At 64.7% G+C, this 16253-nt stretch carries 13 protein-coding genes; 10 read left to right on the plus strand and 3 right to left on the minus strand.

What is annotated here, in order from left to right; translation table 11 throughout:
* Positions 1-125: 125 nt before the first annotated feature.
* Entirely contained in the window at positions 126-620 is a 495-nt protein-coding gene (locus tag Q0579_RS06155) for a DUF4411 family protein (protein WP_298277365.1), read from the minus strand.
* Positions 621-630: 10 nt separating this feature from the next.
* Positions 631-1797 carry an XRE family transcriptional regulator gene (locus Q0579_RS06160; protein WP_298810330.1) on the minus strand — a complete coding sequence of 389 codons (1167 nt, stop codon included), beginning with the start codon at positions 1795-1797 and terminating at the stop codon, positions 631-633.
* 599 nt (positions 1798-2396) lie between these two features.
* On the opposite strand from Q0579_RS06160, the gene repC reads away from it, so the two are divergent.
* The 3 genes from repC to Q0579_RS06175 all read left to right on the plus strand — a co-directional run bounded on the left by repC (position 2397) and on the right by Q0579_RS06175 (position 5181).
* Positions 2397-3740 (plus strand): plasmid replication protein RepC, encoded by a 1344-nt coding sequence (gene repC, locus Q0579_RS06165; RefSeq protein ID WP_298277360.1) that lies wholly within the window; start codon positions 2397-2399, stop codon positions 3738-3740.
* A gap of 185 nt (positions 3741-3925) precedes the next feature.
* Entirely contained in the window at positions 3926-4813 is an 888-nt protein-coding gene (locus tag Q0579_RS06170) for a replication initiator protein A (RefSeq protein ID WP_298277358.1), read from the plus strand.
* Between the two features lie 92 nt (positions 4814-4905).
* Positions 4906-5181, plus strand: a complete 276-nt coding sequence (locus tag Q0579_RS06175) for a hypothetical protein (protein ID WP_298277355.1) — start codon at positions 4906-4908, stop codon at positions 5179-5181.
* On the opposite strand, the gene Q0579_RS06180 is transcribed toward Q0579_RS06175, so the two are convergent.
* Positions 5148-6023 carry a lytic transglycosylase domain-containing protein gene (locus Q0579_RS06180; RefSeq protein WP_298277352.1) on the minus strand — a complete coding sequence of 292 codons (876 nt, stop codon included), beginning with the start codon at positions 6021-6023 and terminating at the stop codon, positions 5148-5150. The genes Q0579_RS06175 and Q0579_RS06180 overlap by 34 nt on opposite strands.
* Positions 6024-6107: 84 nt before the next feature.
* Here Q0579_RS06180 and Q0579_RS06185 point away from each other — a divergent pair, with 84 nt between their 5' ends.
* From Q0579_RS06185 to Q0579_RS06215, 7 genes are all read left to right on the plus strand, one after another.
* Positions 6108-6953, plus strand: a complete 846-nt coding sequence (locus Q0579_RS06185; protein WP_298810333.1) for a division plane positioning ATPase MipZ — start codon at positions 6108-6110, stop codon at positions 6951-6953.
* Entirely contained in the window at positions 6950-7261 is a 312-nt protein-coding gene (locus Q0579_RS06190; protein WP_298277346.1) for a hypothetical protein, read from the plus strand. The genes Q0579_RS06185 and Q0579_RS06190 overlap by 4 nt, the downstream gene beginning before the upstream one ends.
* Before the next feature lie 42 nt (positions 7262-7303).
* The gene (locus Q0579_RS06195; RefSeq protein WP_298277343.1) at positions 7304-8140 is read left to right on the plus strand and encodes a toprim domain-containing protein; all 837 of its coding nucleotides are present in this window, start codon (positions 7304-7306) and stop codon (positions 8138-8140) included.
* 60 nt (positions 8141-8200) lie between these two features.
* The gene (locus Q0579_RS06200) at positions 8201-12442 is read left to right on the plus strand and encodes a strawberry notch-like NTP hydrolase domain-containing protein (protein ID WP_298277340.1); all 4242 of its coding nucleotides are present in this window, start codon (positions 8201-8203) and stop codon (positions 12440-12442) included.
* A gap of 133 nt (positions 12443-12575) precedes the next feature.
* Positions 12576-14660 carry a ParB/RepB/Spo0J family partition protein gene (locus Q0579_RS06205; RefSeq protein WP_298277337.1) on the plus strand — a complete coding sequence of 695 codons (2085 nt, stop codon included), beginning with the start codon at positions 12576-12578 and terminating at the stop codon, positions 14658-14660.
* Positions 14661-14760: 100 nt separating this feature from the next.
* A complete protein-coding gene (locus tag Q0579_RS06210) occupies positions 14761-15723 on the plus strand; it encodes a zincin-like metallopeptidase domain-containing protein (protein ID WP_298277334.1) in 963 nt (320 codons plus the stop codon).
* A gap of 24 nt (positions 15724-15747) precedes the next feature.
* Entirely contained in the window at positions 15748-16236 is a 489-nt protein-coding gene (locus Q0579_RS06215) for a hypothetical protein (RefSeq protein ID WP_298277331.1), read from the plus strand.
* Positions 16237-16253: the final 17 nt, after the last annotated feature.

Genomic DNA, 16253 nt, shown 5'->3' on the forward strand with positions numbered 1-16253 from the left:
GTTGACCATTTGTTCCGACTGCCGCTGTCCATATGACAAACCTTGAGGTGCCCCCAGATAGAGATGGCACATGTTGGCCGCTGTACATTATTGGGCCACGGATTCACGGTAGCGTGAGCGGAGGCTCAGGCTTTCCAGTCGGTCGTGAAGTCGAGGGCTTCGATCATGTCGAAAAGCGAGCAGCAAGGCACCCCGAACCCGCGGCAGACGTCCGGCACCTTGCGGTTAGCGCCCTGCTTGCTCGGCTTCGACACCTCAAAGCTGACCACGGTGCGTTCGCCGGGCTCGACCCGGCCATAGGAGATTAGAAAGGGATCGCGGCCGACGAGCTCAACCCCGTTTTCGTCGAGCGCGCCGTAGCCGCCCATGATCGTATCGGCGACAAGCCCGGGATCGAGCTCCTCGTTGAGGATCAGCGCAGCCTTGCTCTCCTCCGTGCAGAGCCAGTCGACGATGTCGCCGCGGCCGGAGATGACCTCCTCATACTGCTCGAGCGGCACCTTCACGTTGCCGATCGTGCCCTGGTGACGCAGCCACTCCCAGAACACGGGAAAGCGCTTCACCGGATAGGCACGGCGATCACCGGTGATGAGCGTGTCGGCGTCGAGAAGGTAGAGCAACCCGACCCCGCTATGCCATCAGTTCGGTCATGCGGCCGATCGCAGTCGGCTTAACGCCGAGCACCTTGCCCGCCTTGGTCGTGGTGAGCGCGCCGCCCGCGACCATGCGATCGACCAGGTTGAGCAGGCCCTGCCCCACTCGATGACGGCGAACGACATAATAGTCAGGCGCCCCCTTCCCCACCTTTTGTGGAAACTCGCGGCGGTCCTCATCGAAGCGATCGGCCAAGCGCCGGTACAGCGCCGCATCGATCAGGCGCTCGCGGAGCAGATTGTAGGCCACCATCTTGCGGCTGACTTTCCGAGCATTCGCGAAGGCGCCGATCTGCTCAACCAGGTCATCGAAGGCGACACCGACGTCGATCTCGCGTAGCTCGGCCGGAACAAGGAGGAACCGCGCGGCCGCGTCATCGCAGAGGCGTTCGACCGCCTGCTCGCTGTCGTAGCCGCTGATGCCGCTCTGTCCGAGCAGCACGTGACCAAGCTCGTGCAGCAGCGTGAACGGCCACGCCGTCTTGGAGTCCGTCTCGTTGATCACGATGAATGGCGCGACATCGTCCGCGAGCGCCATGCCACGGAAAACACCCGGACTCAGATTGCTCCGGTAGTTTCCCAGATTACCGATCAGCAGGACATAGACCCCGGCCGCTTCGACCGCATCCCGAAGAATGCGAAAGGCCTGCTCAATGGTACGGGCCTCGCGATAAGCGGTACGATCGAGCGCCAAAAGATCGGCCATTGCACCTGCGAGGCCGTCCGCTCCGACCCGCGGATCCACGGAGCCGACAAATGGACGAGGCTCCGCCTCTTCGGCATCCTCCAGCGCGCCGCGAACCAGCGCCTGCCGCGTACGAACGTCACGCACCAAGGCATCGACAGTCGCCTCGGCGCCAACCTCCCGTTGCCGCAGCGTACGGAAGTCGTGCGCTCGTGCTGCAGGCGCGGGCGGCGCCGGCAGGTAAAAAGTCAGCAGCGGTCGCCGATACCGATCCGCCATCTTCAGCAGCTGAGGACGGCTTGGCTCTCGAACCCCGTTCTCCATGTCCGCCAGCCGCGCAGCCGCGTTCTCACCGCCGAGCCCGATGCCCCGTGCGGCGTCCTCAAGCGTCAGGCCCGCGCTTTCGCGCGCCCATGACAGGATCTGAGGATTGACCTTTGGCATCTTGGTGCGTCGCAACTCCGAGCTACTTGGGACGCCGTTATGGACACGGCTGCCTGACTTGTCAGGCCCTAGATCCACCTACACGGCAACAGAGGACCTGGTCGACGTTGCCGCTGCCCAGCTTGAGGGCGATCGCGGCTGACCGCCCAATCGAGCCCACGAGATAGATATACTGAAAGCACGAGCCCCGCTTCGAAGGGCCGAATCCGCCCCGGGAAACCGCTTCCCCAGTGTGTAACCCGGTTACACGCACCCTCTCACGGGCCGTCTGGCCGACATAGAAATACTGAAAGCACGAGGATTTCCGGGATAGATTAACCGAAAGCACGAGGCAGCGCGGGCGACGATCCTCGGCCACGCCGTCTACGCTGGCTGCGCCGACGCGTCTGCGATTCACAGACGCACCGCCTCGCGATCGTCCGATCGCGTGTCACCAGCAAGGGGAAGCCGTGCAGAAATGAAAAACCCGGCACTAGGCCGGGCTTTTCGGAACCTCGGTGAGGCCGTGTCGCAGCGAAGCCTTTAGCCGAGATCCGATGACGCAGCAATAGAGAGCGCGGTTCGCGCCACGGACTTCTGCGTCCGCACGGGCTCCCGGAGGGGGTTTCCGAACGATGAGTTATGCCTACGCTCCTGGGGCGGGCCACCGCCGGCTCGACGAACGCACTGCCGCAACCGACCAGCTTGCGGCGCAGTTCCGAGGGCTTCCCGCGGATCTCAGCCACCGGCAGGTCCTCACTGTTTTCAAGCGTGCGGCGCCATACATCGGTATCCCCCCTCGCCTCGTTCACGCCGTCGACACACTGATGAGCTGGTCGCGCTCGATCGACTGGTCGGACGGCCAACGCCCGATCGTCTTTCCCTCCAACGAGAAGCTGACGCAGAAGCTCGGCATCGGGGTACGCCAAGTCCAGAAAGTGCTCGCCAGCGCGGCACGCTTCGGCCTTATCACCCATCGCGATAGCGCGAACGGCAACCGGGTCGGCGCTCGCGGAAAGGACGGACGGCTGATCTACGCCTACGGCATCGATCTAAGCCCTCTCGCGGTGCGCTACCAGGAGTTCGCCGAGGCCGCCACCAAGGGTGCCGAAGCAGACCTCCGGATCAAGGTCCTGCGTCAACGATTGGCCGCTGCGCGTCGCCGAATAAGAACGCTCGCCCAGCTGGTCGAGGACGAGCAGATCGACAGCATCGATGCCCGTACGGCTGTGGAGATCTCGCTTCTCGCCACCAGCCAGATGCGCGGCGTGCGTGACGAGCATCTGTTGAGCGCCTGTGTCGAGCAGATGGAAGCGCGCGCCGATGAGCTCGGCAAGGCTGTTGCGGTTGAGAGTGTCCCGCACTCGACGATTTCACAAGAAAGTTCGCCCTCGGGCGAACAACACGACGCCCCTATTACAACTACAAACCAACCTGAAACTGCTAAAGCAGCTTACAGTAGTGGCTTTCCGAGAAGAAGTAGCAAAACGGGATATGACGTGCGCGACCCTCAGCCCCAGACCGAGGTTGAGGCCGACTTGGAGAAACACGGCGTTGACCCCGAGTTCATCGCGGCGGTCGTTCCAGAGTTCATCCTGACCGATAGCCCGCGGCCGACCTGGGGAGATTTGATCGGAACGGCAGAACGATTGGTCGATCAGACTGCTATCCACCGAAACGTGTGGCACGAAGCCTGCCGCCTAATGGGCCAGAAGGGCGCAGCCGCGTCGGTCCTTGCGACCGCTCATAAGCACATGCGGGGGGATGTCGACCGGCCGGGTGCCTACCTCCGCGGGATGAACAAGCACGCCGCGTCGGGCCTGCTCAACCTTGGCCGAACCTATCATGGTCTGAAGGACAACGCCCGGTCGAGCGGGATGCGGGCACTCTCCAGCGGCAAGGATCCACGCTCGATCGGCCAACTCGCGGCAGCGGCATTGGGGCTTGTGCGGACCGGTCGGCCAGCCCGCCTGCTATGAGGAGATAGATGTACTGATAGCACGAGCCTACGCCCCCTGCCCGATGCTACTAGGAGAGCGTGCCGGCGCCGGCCGAGGCTCGAACGGTGCAATCCTCGTGCTTTCAGTATTTTTATCTCGGTTCGGGGATGATCGACCGCGCCGCTCGGAGTATGGTCCTCCGATAGGTTCGGAAGGGAGCGAAGATGCCCAGGCTGAAAGCCATGCCGCAGCAAATCTCGCTGTTCGATATGGATAGCCCGCTACACGGCAAGGTGCGTGGTGAGCGTTCGATCATGCACTTCCCGTTCTTCACGCTGTCGAAGAACCCGCACATGGAGCGGATCGAGTACCGCCGTGAGGGCGTGACGATCGAAATACGCCCCAGCGACACCGGGGTCGCGACCATGTGGGATAAGGAAATCCTCCTCTACGTCGCCTCCTTGATCGCACAGTCGATCGCAGACGGTCAGCCGGCTCAGGAGGAAGTGACGTTCGCGGCGCACGACTTCTTCCGGATCACAGGCGTCGAGCGCCCCTCGACACGGGACTATCGTCGCTTCGCAGAGGCGCTCGAGCGTCTGCAGGGCACCCAGATCAAGACCAACATCGAGACCGGCAACAAGATCGACCGAGGTTGGTTCTCATGGCTTGCGGAAGCTCAGGTAGAATATGAGAAGATGGCCAACGGTGAGGAAATACTTCGGTATGTCCGGATCAGGCCGTGCAACTGGCTGTTCCGCGCGATCCAGCGCGATCAGCGAATGTACCATTACCATCATGACTATTTCCGACTCGGTCCGATTGAGCGCCGCATGTACGAAATCGCACACTGTTCCGGCGAGCCGATCGAGATGTCAGTCGAAGAGCTGCATGCCCAAGTTGGATCGATGGGCCCGATCTCACGGTTGAAGAGCCTGGCTAAGGAAATAGAGGCAGAGAACCGCCTTCCCGACTACGACGTCACCGTCATTAACACGATCACCGGCGAACAGGTCGACGCGCTCGGTCGAACCCGCAAGAAGAAGGGTATGGTGATCCAGATGCGGCCGAAAACGCGTAACACGACGCAGCCGAGGGCCCTGGTCGCGTAGCTCCCCTGCCCTCCCGCTGATCTGTGCGCGCAACTGAATCAGCTTCTTTGCCGTTAAGCATCCGAAAAGGGTCTTGACGTATTGGAGCGTTTATGCCGCAAGCCACCCTCGACGCCTGGATCTCGCTCTACGCCGCGGTTGGCCTGCTGGTCGCGATGTGCGCCACGATCGCCGTCATCAAAACCGTCCACGACTATCGCTCGGGCTCGCGGACGCTGGCGACCACAACCGTCATGGACAAGGTGCTGGCCGCGCCGCGTGTATGGGTGCGTTGGCAGCTCAACTATCTGCTGGGTGCGCCGGCGATCCTGATGATCGCGACGCTCTACGCCCATCACCTCGGGTTCGCGACGCTCGTCGACGTGTAAGAGAATAGCTGCGCACCCCTAAAAGCAGGCGGCTGCGCAAGGTTCGAGGCAGTCTGGATCGTCGCGGTCCTGAAAGCACTCGCTCCCCAGCCCCGCGTAATGGCCGAGACATAGCCGATGGTCTCCCGGAACGGCGGGATCCGCCCGTTCAGGCGCACCCTACCCGGCCCGGCATTGTAGGCAGCGAGCGCCAGATCGACGCGCTTGAACTCGTCCAGGTGGGCGCGAAGATAACGCGCCCCTCCCCTCAGGTTCTGCAACGGATCGCGCGAGTCATAGACGCCGAGAAACGCCGCGGTGCCGGGCATCAGCTGAGTGAGGCCAACCGCGCCTTTCGGGGATACGATGAACGGGTCGTATCGACTCTCCTGCGCGACAAGCGCGTCGAAGAGGCCGACCGGCACCCCTGCCTCGCACGCGACGGCCGAGATCAGCGGATAATATCGCGCGCGGCGCTGTTCCAAATAGGCGGGCAGGTCGCCTCGCGGCCGGTAGGGGCTCATCGAGCATGCGGCGGGGCTGTAGAGGTAAGGCGCAACGGCAGCTGCTGCGACCAGCCCCGCCGGACTTGCCCTTCCGGTCTGCATCCAGAGCGGGACCGGGATGGCCGAACGCTCGATCGGCGCCGGTGCAAGAGCCGGCGCAAAGGTTGGCGCCGGTGCCAGCCCCGCAAAGTCCTGCGCCAGCGCGTCCGGAGAGACCCCCTCCCCCTCGCTGACCGGCACAGGCGAGGCGCGCGGGCTTGTCTTGCCAACCTCGATGACGACCCCGTCGTCGACGCTGCGGAACGGGACGAGCTCTACCTGCTGCGCGCGAGCGGCCGACCAAGTCAGCGCCGCCATAGCGACACCAACGAGGCTTCGAGCCGCAAAGGTCGATCCCTTCATCACCCCTAAAAGGGACCACAGCTTTCGAGGTCTGACAACGTGGAAACTTTTTACACACTCGCGGTGCAGGACGCATTACACAGCGCGGTGCAAGCGCGCCGCGCATTGCGGTTGCCACGCGCCGCGCGTGGTGGCATACACTCCGAAAGCACGTCGCACCGCGCATTGCACTACAATGCACTGCGCTTCCGCATTACAGGGAGCTTCGCAATGCCGGTCATATTGGTGGGGTCGATCAAGGGTGGCGTCGGCAAGTCCACCACGGCGCTCGCGCTCGCATCCGAAATGCGCTCGGCCGGACAGAGCGTCCAGATCATCGATACCGACGAACAGCGCTCACTCCTGCGCTGGTACGAGGACTGGAAGCTGAAGGACCGCATCGTTGTCGAGGATGGCCACAAGCTGTCGCAGAAGGGATTGCAAGCGGCAGTGATGAAGGCTTCCGAGCAGCATCCTTTCGTGATTGTCGACGTGAAGGGCGCGATGAACGAGCTCATCATGTACGCCACGCTGCAGGCCGACATGCTGATCATCCCGCAGCGCGCCTCGGCTGCGGACCTCGAACGATCCGTCGAGTTCCTCGATCAGATGACCTTCATCGAAAGCGCTCGCGGGAGGCCCCTCCCCCACCGCGTGCTGATCACCCAGCGCAGCCCCGCGATCATGTCGCGGGCCGAACGTGAGGTCATGGACCAGACGCGAGAAGAGATCGGGGTGTTCAACTCCGAGCTCTCGCTCGGCGACGCATACCGGGCCATGTTCCTCTACCGGATGACGCTCGAGGAGCTCGACGCGCATGCGTTATCACGGACCGAGCGAGCGCGGCAGAATGTGCAAAGTCTTCTTCGCGAGATCGTCGCAATCATCAAGGAGTCGCAGGCATGAGTGACGCACCAGCTCCCAAGAAGTTTGGCCGCGGCGCTCGGACGCCTACGCCGACCGATCTCGACCTCTCGGACTTCAAGCCGACCCCGGCAACCGCCCCTAGCGCGCCGATGGACCTCCCAGAGGGCTATCGCCCTGGCTCGCCCGCGCGACGGCGCCGGGTGCGCGAAACGAAGAGCAAGTCGCTGACAATGCGGATCACGCCAACGACGTTCGACCGCTTCAACGACTACTGCGATCGCGAACAGATATCCTACGCCGACGCCTTCGATCGCTTGCTCAACCTGGCCGACACGGCCAAGGAATAAGAGTGAAGGGGGCGGGTGCATCTTGAGAAAGGATGCACCACCATGGCCCTAGTCGCACTCAAACCCACCCAGCAGGTCGTCGACATCGTCGGCGCCCTAGGCGGCACCTGGCGAGGCTATCTGGCGATGTGCCCCTGCCCCGCTCATCAGGACGCCACTCCGAGCCTTTCCATTCGTCAGGGGCACGAGGGCATTCTTGTCCATTGCTTCGCCGGCTGCGATCCCGACGACGTCCTGCGGGAGATCTCGCGGATCAAGCCCGGCCAGAGATATGCCCCCCCTGCCCCGTCGCGTGCCTCAGGTCGGGCCAACGTGGAGCGGATCTGGGGCGAGGCGGTCCCGGTGCCGGGCACGCCTGCGGAGTCCTACCTTGCAGGCCGCGGTATCGTCGCCCCGTTTGAGGAGCTGCGCTTCCATCCTCGGTGTCCCTGGGGACCCAAGCCAACAACGCGCTTCCTGCCCGCTCTGCTCGTTGCCGCCCGAGAAGGGCGGGCATTGCGTGCGATCCAGCGCGTTTTCCTCGATCTCGGCCGTGGAGGCTACCTCGATAAGGTCATGCTCGGCACCCCCGCGGGCGCGAGCTGGCAGGGACGCCGGATCACCGACACGCTGGCGCTCGCCGAGGGGTTCGAAACGGCCGCCATGTTCACCCAACTGAACGACATTCCATGCTGGGCGACGCTTGGCGCGGCGCGTCTCGACCGGGTTCACATTCCCGACAGCGTCCGCACCTTGATCATCGCCGAAGACAACGATGCGGAAGGTCGCCGGGCACGGCGCAGAGCATGGGCCGCCTATCGGCCTCGCGGCTTCGACCTTCGACGAATGCCGCCCCCCGGGCGCTTCGGCGATTGGGCCGACGTAAGAGCCGGAGCCTAGAGGGAAGGGGGAACTGGTCTGGGGAGCTGCAGAGGGCAGCCACACAGCCAGGAGATCCCCATGAGCGACCTGTTCGACACCGCGCCATGCCGTGCGTCCTCATTCACCGCCGCAGCGCGCGAGCTCGTGCCGGCCGTACTCGGCGAGGAGAAGATCACGCGAACGCTGCTGAACGCTGCGATGACAGCAGCCTTCGGAGGCTCCGACGCCGACGGCCGCTGGACGCAGCGCGAGAGCTTCGAAGTGCTTGAGCATGCAGTTGCACTTGCAATGCGAAACCGCAGTGCAATGCGCGATCAGCTTGCAATGGGCGATGTCCTGCAGGCGTCGGCGCTGCTCGCCCGCTTGCCGACCCAGACGGTGCGCAGCGAAGAACAGATCGAATGGCAGCAATTCTCGACGCCGCTCGACCTCTCCACGGTCGCCGTGCTGCTCGCGTCGCCCCGCGGCGACGATATCGTGCTCGAGCCGAGCGCCGGGAATGGACTCCTCGTGGCTCAACTCGGTCCCGTCGGCTCGCTCCAGCTCAACGAGATCGACCCGGCGCGACGCGCACGCCTCGCGGCAACCTTCCCCGATACCACAGTCTCGGGGCATGACGGCGCTACAATCGCGAGCACGATGGCATCGCTCTCCCGTCCCAGCGTCGTCATCATGAACCCGCCTTTCTCGCGCTCAGTCGGTCGCGGCGACGACGACCTGGCTGCTGTGCGCCACCTCCAGGCGGCGATCCGGCGCGTGCGCCCGAACGGACGCGTCGTTGCGATCATGCCGGACTGGTTCAGCAACTCGGCCCGGATGGGAGAGATCTGGAACGCAACGCTGGACCAGGTCACCGTCCGGACGTCGATCCGCCTGACTGCTGCCTATGGGAAGCACGGCACCAGCGTCGCGGTGCGTCTCTACGTCCTCGACAAGGCGGCCGGTCAAAGCAACAGCGTTGTGCTGCAGCGAGCGACCGTCGCCGATCTAAACGACGACCTAGTCGTTCCCGATCGCCTCGCGTTGACCAGTGACCCAGCAAAACAGGCGACGCCGAGAGGCGGCAGCGTATCGCTTTTCCGGAGCGTGCGATCCAAACCCGCAGCCGCGCCGCGTGTCTTTCGGGCGCCCTCGCGAAACGAGGTGGCGCCGGTCACCTACAAGGTCCTCGAGACCCCGGCGCCGCTCGCCGAACAGACCGGCGTCTATCTCCCATACCGACCAAGCCGGATCGTGTTCGACGCTGCCGGCGAGCACCCGACCGCCCTGGTCGAGTCCGTCGCCATGGGTTCGATCCCCGCGCCGATCCCGGTTCACGTCCCGGCCCTGCCCGAGCGAACGGTCAGCGAACGCATGCTGTCATCCTCGCAGCTCGAAACCGTCGTCTACGCCGGTCACGCGTGGACGCAGTACATTCCCGGCCGTTTCCGCCCCGATCCGGAGGGTGTGGGCCTGATCATCGACGAGAATGGCAGTCGCTACCGCAAGGGCTTCTTTCTGGGCGACGGCACGGGGGCGGGGAAGGGGCGACAGGTTGCGGCCGTGATCCTCGATAACTGGCTCGCGGGACGGCGTCGCGCTATCTGGGTATCCAAGAACGAGGCGCTCCACGCTGACGCCATCCGCGACTGGACGGCCCTGGGCGGCCTTGCCGCCGATGTGCAGCCGCTCTCGCGCTGGAAGATCGACGAGCCGATCAGCATGTCTGAGGGCGTCCTGTTCGTGACCTACCCGACGCTACGCTCGACGCGCGGTGACGCCAGCCGGCTCGAGCAGATCATCACATGGGCCGGCGACGACTTCGAGGGCGTCATCGCCTGGGATGAAGCCCATGAGATGGGCGGCGTCGCAGGAGGCGAGGGGAGCATGATCGCCAAGAAGGGCTCGCAGCAGGGCATCGCCGGCGTCCTTCTGCAGAACCGCTTGCCCGGCGCGCGCGTGCTGTACGCCTCCGCAACGGGCGCTTCCGAGGTGAACAACCTCGCTTACGCCGTCCGGCTCGGGCTCTGGGGGCCGGAGACCTCCTTCGCCAATCGGGAAGCGTTCATCACCGAGATCCGCCAGGGCGGAATTGCAGCGATGGAGCTGGTGGCGCGCGACCTCAAGGCGACAGGCCTTTACACCGCGCGCGCTCTTAGCTTCGCAGGGGTCGAGTATGACATCCTCCGGCACGAACTGACCCGCGAGCAGATCGAGGTGTACGACACCTATGCCGACGCCTGGGGCATCATCCACCGCAACATGGAAGAGGCGCTGAAGCTGACCGGCGTGGTCGACTCCCTCAGGGGAGACACGCTGAACTCCGGTGCCAAGGCGGCCGCCCGATCGCGGTTCGAGAGCTGCAAGCAGCGCTTCTTTGGTGCGCTTCTTCTATCCTGCAAGTTGCCAACGGTCCTTGCCGCGGTTCGGCAGCATTTGGAGGCCGGGCAGTCCGTGGTTCTGCAGCTGGTCAGTACGGCTGAAGCCATCCTCGATCGGCGCCTCGGCGAGCTATCGCCAGACGAAAGAGCAGACCTCGACCTCGACCTGTCCCCGCGCGAGGCGGTAATCGATTATCTGCAGCGCGCCTTCCCGGTCCAGCAGATGTCGTACTATCTGGACGATACCGGCGAAACGCGGTCGCGACCCATGTTCGACGATCGAGGCACCCCGGTCACCAACCCGGAAGCGGAAGCGGCCCGAGACACGCTGATCGAGCAACTCTGCGCGCTCCCTCCGATCGCAGCCGTTTTGGACGGCATTCTGGAGCATTTCGGCCATGACAACGTCGCCGAGGTGACGGGGCGCACCAAGCGGCTCGTAAGCACCGCGGGCGGCCCCCAAAAGCTCGAATCCCGGTCGGCCCGCGCGACCCAGGCGGACTCCGCAGCCTTCATGGAAGGGACCAAACGGATCCTCGTGTTCAGCGACGCGGGCGGCACCGGCAGATCCTATCATGCGAGCCTCGCCGTGAAAAACCAGGAACAGCGGGTTCACCTCCTGCTGGAGCCGGGCTGGCGTGCCGATCGGGCCATCCAGGGTCTCGGTCGAACCCATCGTACCCATCAGGCCTGCACGCCCCTGTTCCGGCCCGTCACGACCGACTGCAAGGGCGAACTCCGCTTCACGTCGACCATCGCGCGGCGTCTCGACAGCTTGGGCGCTCTCACAAGGGGCCAGCGCCAGACAGGCGGCCAGAACCTGTTCGACCCGGCCGACAACCTCGAAAGCGAGTATGCCAAGGCGGCGCTCATCAGCTGGTATCATCTGCTCGTTGCCGGCAAGTTGAGCAGCACGAACCTGGTCGACTTCCAGCACCGCACAGGGCTCGAGCTGCAGGACAAGGATGGTGTCCTCAAGGAAGACCTCCCACCGATCCAGCGTTGGCTAAATCGGCTCCTGGCGCTTCCGATTGGCCTCCAGAACCTCATCTTCGACGAGTTTCTCGCCTTGGTCGAAACACGGGTCGCAGTCGCGCGGGACGCCGGCACGCTCGATGTCGGGGTCGAGACCATGCAGGTCGATCGCGCCACGGTGCTCGATGACACTATCCTGCTCACCGACCCGATCAGTGGCGCAACGTCTCACCTCTTGACCATCGAGGTCGCACGGCGCCGTCAGCCAGTCTCGCTCGATCGCGTGCTTCGCATCGCCGACAGCGACAGCACGGCCATGTTCCTACGGAACGGTCGATCGGACAAGGTAGCGCTTCGCACAGCGGCTCGGTCAGGCATGACGGAGGATGGCGTCGCGGTCCTGCGGATCGAGCTGATGCGTTCGACCCGTCGCGAATATCTCGCGGCCGACGACCTGTTCGAGACAGCCTGGGAGGAGTGTACCCGTGAGACTTTCTCGGCCGCATGGGAGGCCGAAGTGGAAGAGGCGCGTACCAAGGTCGACACCGAGACAATCCGGCTCGCGACGGGCTTGCTGCTGCCAATCTGGTCGGCGCTGCCGAGCGACCATCTCGCGGTCAATCGCATCGTTGACGAGGAAGGCCGTTCGTGGCTCGGTCGCATGGTCTTCCCGCGCGACATCCACACCCTGTTCAACAAGCTCGGCCTGGATGAACCACAGGTCCTGAGCCCCGACGAGATCACGCAGGCGGCATTGGCAGGCGGCTCGATCGTCCTGAAGCGACCGTTCGCATGCGAGGTGAAGCGGGCGAGGGTCAACGGCAAGCCGCGTATCGAGATCGTCGGGGCGCCTGCCGCGCAGCTTCCGTGGCTGAAGTCGATCGGCTGCTACGTTGAGATCATCTCCTACAAGACGAGGATCTTCGTACCCAACGAGACTGCCTCGGAGGTGATCGCCCGCCTGACGGCGCAGCCGGACGGGTGATACCATCGCATCGCAGAGCGCGGTGCAATGCGCGGTACATGTCGCTGCGCGAACCGGAGCAGGAAGGGAAGGGGGAGCGAGGGGGTGTTCGGCGAGGGACTCGCCGGACATTCCCACGCTCAGGAGACTGGCAATGACCCAGACCGTCAAACTCGCAAAGCTGAAGCAGTCCGAGAAGAACGTCCGCACGACGCAGCCCAAAAACATCCCGGCCATGGCCGCGAGCATCCGCGCGCGCGGCATCATTCAGAACCTTCTTGTCACCCCGTCCAAGCCGCGCGGCATGTTCGAGGTCATCGCCGGCGAGCGTCGCTTTCTGGGAGCGATGATGCTCGCCGAGGCGGGCGAGATCGTGGCGGCGGATTACGACGTGCCGGTCAAGATCGTCGCGGGCGACGACAACGACCTCCGCGAGCTCTCGCTGACGGAGAACTTCCAGCGCGAGGTGATGACGCCGGCCGAGGAATGCCGTGCGTTCCAGCATTTCCTCCAGTCTGACGGCGACATCGACGCCGTCGCCAAGCGGTTCGGCCAGACACGCCGCTTCATCGAAGGCCGCCTCCGCCTCGCCAATCTGGCGGAACCGGTGTTCGAAGCTCTCGCCAACGGCGACATGACGCTCGACATGGCAAAGGCTTATGGATCGACCGAGGACCGCGCGAAGCAGGAGCGCGTATTCGCGCAGTACCGCCACAGCTCCTACATCACCGCGGATCAGATCCGGCGCGCGATCTCAAACGACACCATGAAAGCGACCGACCCCGTCGCCATCCTGGTCGGTGCCGACGCCTATGTCGCCGCTGGTGGCCGCGTCGAGCGCGAGCTGTTCAGCGAGGATGGCGACCGCTGGTCGGATCCCGAGATCGCCCAGTCGCTCGCCAGCACGCTCATGGAAGCCGAGGCGAAGCGTCTCGGCGAGGAACAGGGGCTCGCGTGGATTCGCCCGATCGCGACCACCAACCTGTACGGTGCGACCGCCGATCTGCACCGTGTCGCTCTGCAGCCAGCCCCGCTCACCGAGGCGGAAGAAACCCGCGCGTACGAGATCTCCGAGCGGATGGAGGCCCTCACCGAGGAGATGAGCGACGAGAGCCTTGAGGAAGAGGCCTACGGCGTTCTCGAGGGCGAGTACGACCGGCTTCAGGAAGAGTACGAGGGCATCCACAACAAGCCCCCCGTGCTCCCCGACGACATCAAGGGGCAGATCGGGACCTTCCTGATGCTCGACCGCAACGGCAAGCTGGTCCTCGAGACGACCTACTACAGCGAGACGCCGCTCCGCACGCCCGGCGATGCGGACGACGCGAAGCCGACCGGATCGACACGGGACACGAGCTCGCTTCCACCCGAGGCGGTCGCGCCGGGCGGAAAGCCGCTGAGCGCTCGTCTCCACGACGAGCTCGCCGTGCAGCGCCGCGACATCCTCGCCGCCTCGATCCTCGCGGATCCCGGCCTCGCGCTCGACTACGCGCTTTTCGCGATGGTGGACCGCAAACGCAACTTCGGCCGCTCGGGCACGACCATCACCGCGGGCCGGCCCAACGACCCGCAAATGCCGGCCGATTTCGCCCCCACCCAGGCGAAGATCGCGATCGCCGAGGCGCGGGAGGCACTGGATACCTCGTGGACCGAAGGCGCCTCGCCCGTCGAACGGTTCGAGGCATTCCGCGCCCTCGGCGACGATGCCAAGGCAGCGTGGCTCGCGATCGTGGTCGCGGACTCGCTCGAGGCCAAGCAGGACTATGGCACGGTCACAACGAACCCGCTCCACGCCCGTCTCGCCTCCATCCTCGAGATCGACGTCGCCAAGTGGTGGCGGCCGACCTGCGCCAACTTCTTCGACCGGGTGTCGAAGGGCACGCTGCTCGCGACGCTCACCGAGGTTGGCGGATCCACGCTGGCAGCACGCTATCTCGGCTCCAAGAAGGGCGAGATCTCGACCAGCTGCGAGAGGCTGTTCGCCGGCGAGGCCATTACCGAGGCGGAGACCAAGGGGGCCGCTCTCGCCTGGGTGCCGGACGCGATGCGCTTCGACGTGGCCAGCACGGCTGAGTTGGTCGAAGACGACGGTCGCGATGACGAAGACGCCGGCAGCGATGTCGACGGTGACCCCGACGGCGACGACGGTGCCGATCTTGATAGCGACCAGAGCACCGAGCCCGGCGAGGACAACGCCGGTGCGGTCAACGACGACGCGGAGCTCGTCGCGGCCGAATAACCCCGCCCAACCGTCTCCTGGGCAACTGGCGGTCGTCCCGATGGGGCGGCCGCCTTCATTTTTTCGCGGGCGCCATGCCGCCCAATGGGGAGCACCCATCATGACCTTCCGTCGCAAGCCCGATGCGCCGCGCCGTGACGTCGCGGCCGAGATCACCAACCTCATTATCGAGAAGCTCGAATCCGGCGTTCTGCCGTGGTCACGCCCTTGGGGGCTCACCGGGGCAGGTGGGCGTCCGCTACGCCATTGCGGAACCCCGTACACGGGCATCAACACGCTCTACCTTTGGGCGATCGGCGATGCCCGCGGCTATAGCAGCCGCACCTGGATGACCTATCGCCAAGCCGAAGAGTTGGGCGGCCAGGTGCGGCGCGGCGAGCGAGGCTCGCTGAGCGTCTACTTCTCCAGCTTCTCCAAGACGGAAACCGATCGCGTCACCGGTGCTGAGGCCACCAAAAACATCCGCTTCCTGCGATCCTACATCGTCTTCAACGTCGACCAGATCGACGGCCTGCCGAGCTACTACTATCCGACGATCGCGGCGCCCGAGCCACGCGTCGAATCCGAGCACCGCGCCGCCATCGACGGCTTTTTCGGCGCCCTGCCGGGCACGCTTCGCCATGGCGGCGACCAGGCCTACTTCTCGCCCATTGGCGACTACATCCAGATGCCGAACCGCGGGGCGTTCCGGTCGGACGACCACTATGCCAGCACGCTGGGGCACGAATACACCCACTGGTCAGGCGCCGCGAGCCGGCTCGACCGCGAGTTCGGCAAGAAGTTCGGCGACAACGCCTACGCGTTCGAGGAACTCGTCGCCTCCATCGGCCAGTGCCTGATCTGCGCCGAGCTCGGCCTACCCGGCGATCTCCATGACAACCATGCCAGTTACATCGACCACTGGCTTCGCATCCTGAAATCGGATTCCAGCGCGATCATCAAGGCCGCGTCGAAGGCCGAGCAGGCCTTCAATTACCTGCGCGACCTCGCCCGACCCGCCAGTCACGACGCCAGCGGCGATGCCAAGGTCGAGTGGCACGAGCCCGAGGCGCTCGCGGCATGACCGGTCAATCAAGGAGTCGCACTCATGCGCATCGAACTGAAGAAGCTGAAGGTCGTGGCCGCGCTCTCGGAGGAGACGACCTGCTATACCGCCGAGATCTGGATCGACGGCGCTCGCGCTTTCCTGGCCTCGAACCGCGGACATGGCGCCGCGGACGACTTTCACCAGGTCGGCGCGCTAACCGAAAGGGAGGTCGACGCGTGGCTCGCCGCCAACCGCTCCGCGCGCGAGTTCCACGGAACCACTCTTCAACACACGCTCGAGTTCGAGGTCGCCGCGATGATCGGGAGGATCGAGGAGACGAAGCGGCTCCGGCGCTCCTTCAAGAGGCAGCTCATCGTGATCGACGACGGGAAGGTCTACGGTTATCCCCTGAAGGGGCACACTCCTGCGGCCGTCGCCGAGGCCGTCCGCAAGCACCGCCCCAATTTGCGGGTCGTGAACGACGATGAGCAGGCGATCGAGGACGCCATCGACCTGATGATCGCGCAAGCCGATCAGGATGCGACATGACGCTCGACCTAATGCGG

It is taken from the genome of uncultured Sphingomonas sp., from assembly GCF_936927845.1.
Taxonomy (GTDB): Bacteria; Pseudomonadota; Alphaproteobacteria; order Sphingomonadales; family Sphingomonadaceae; genus Sphingomonas.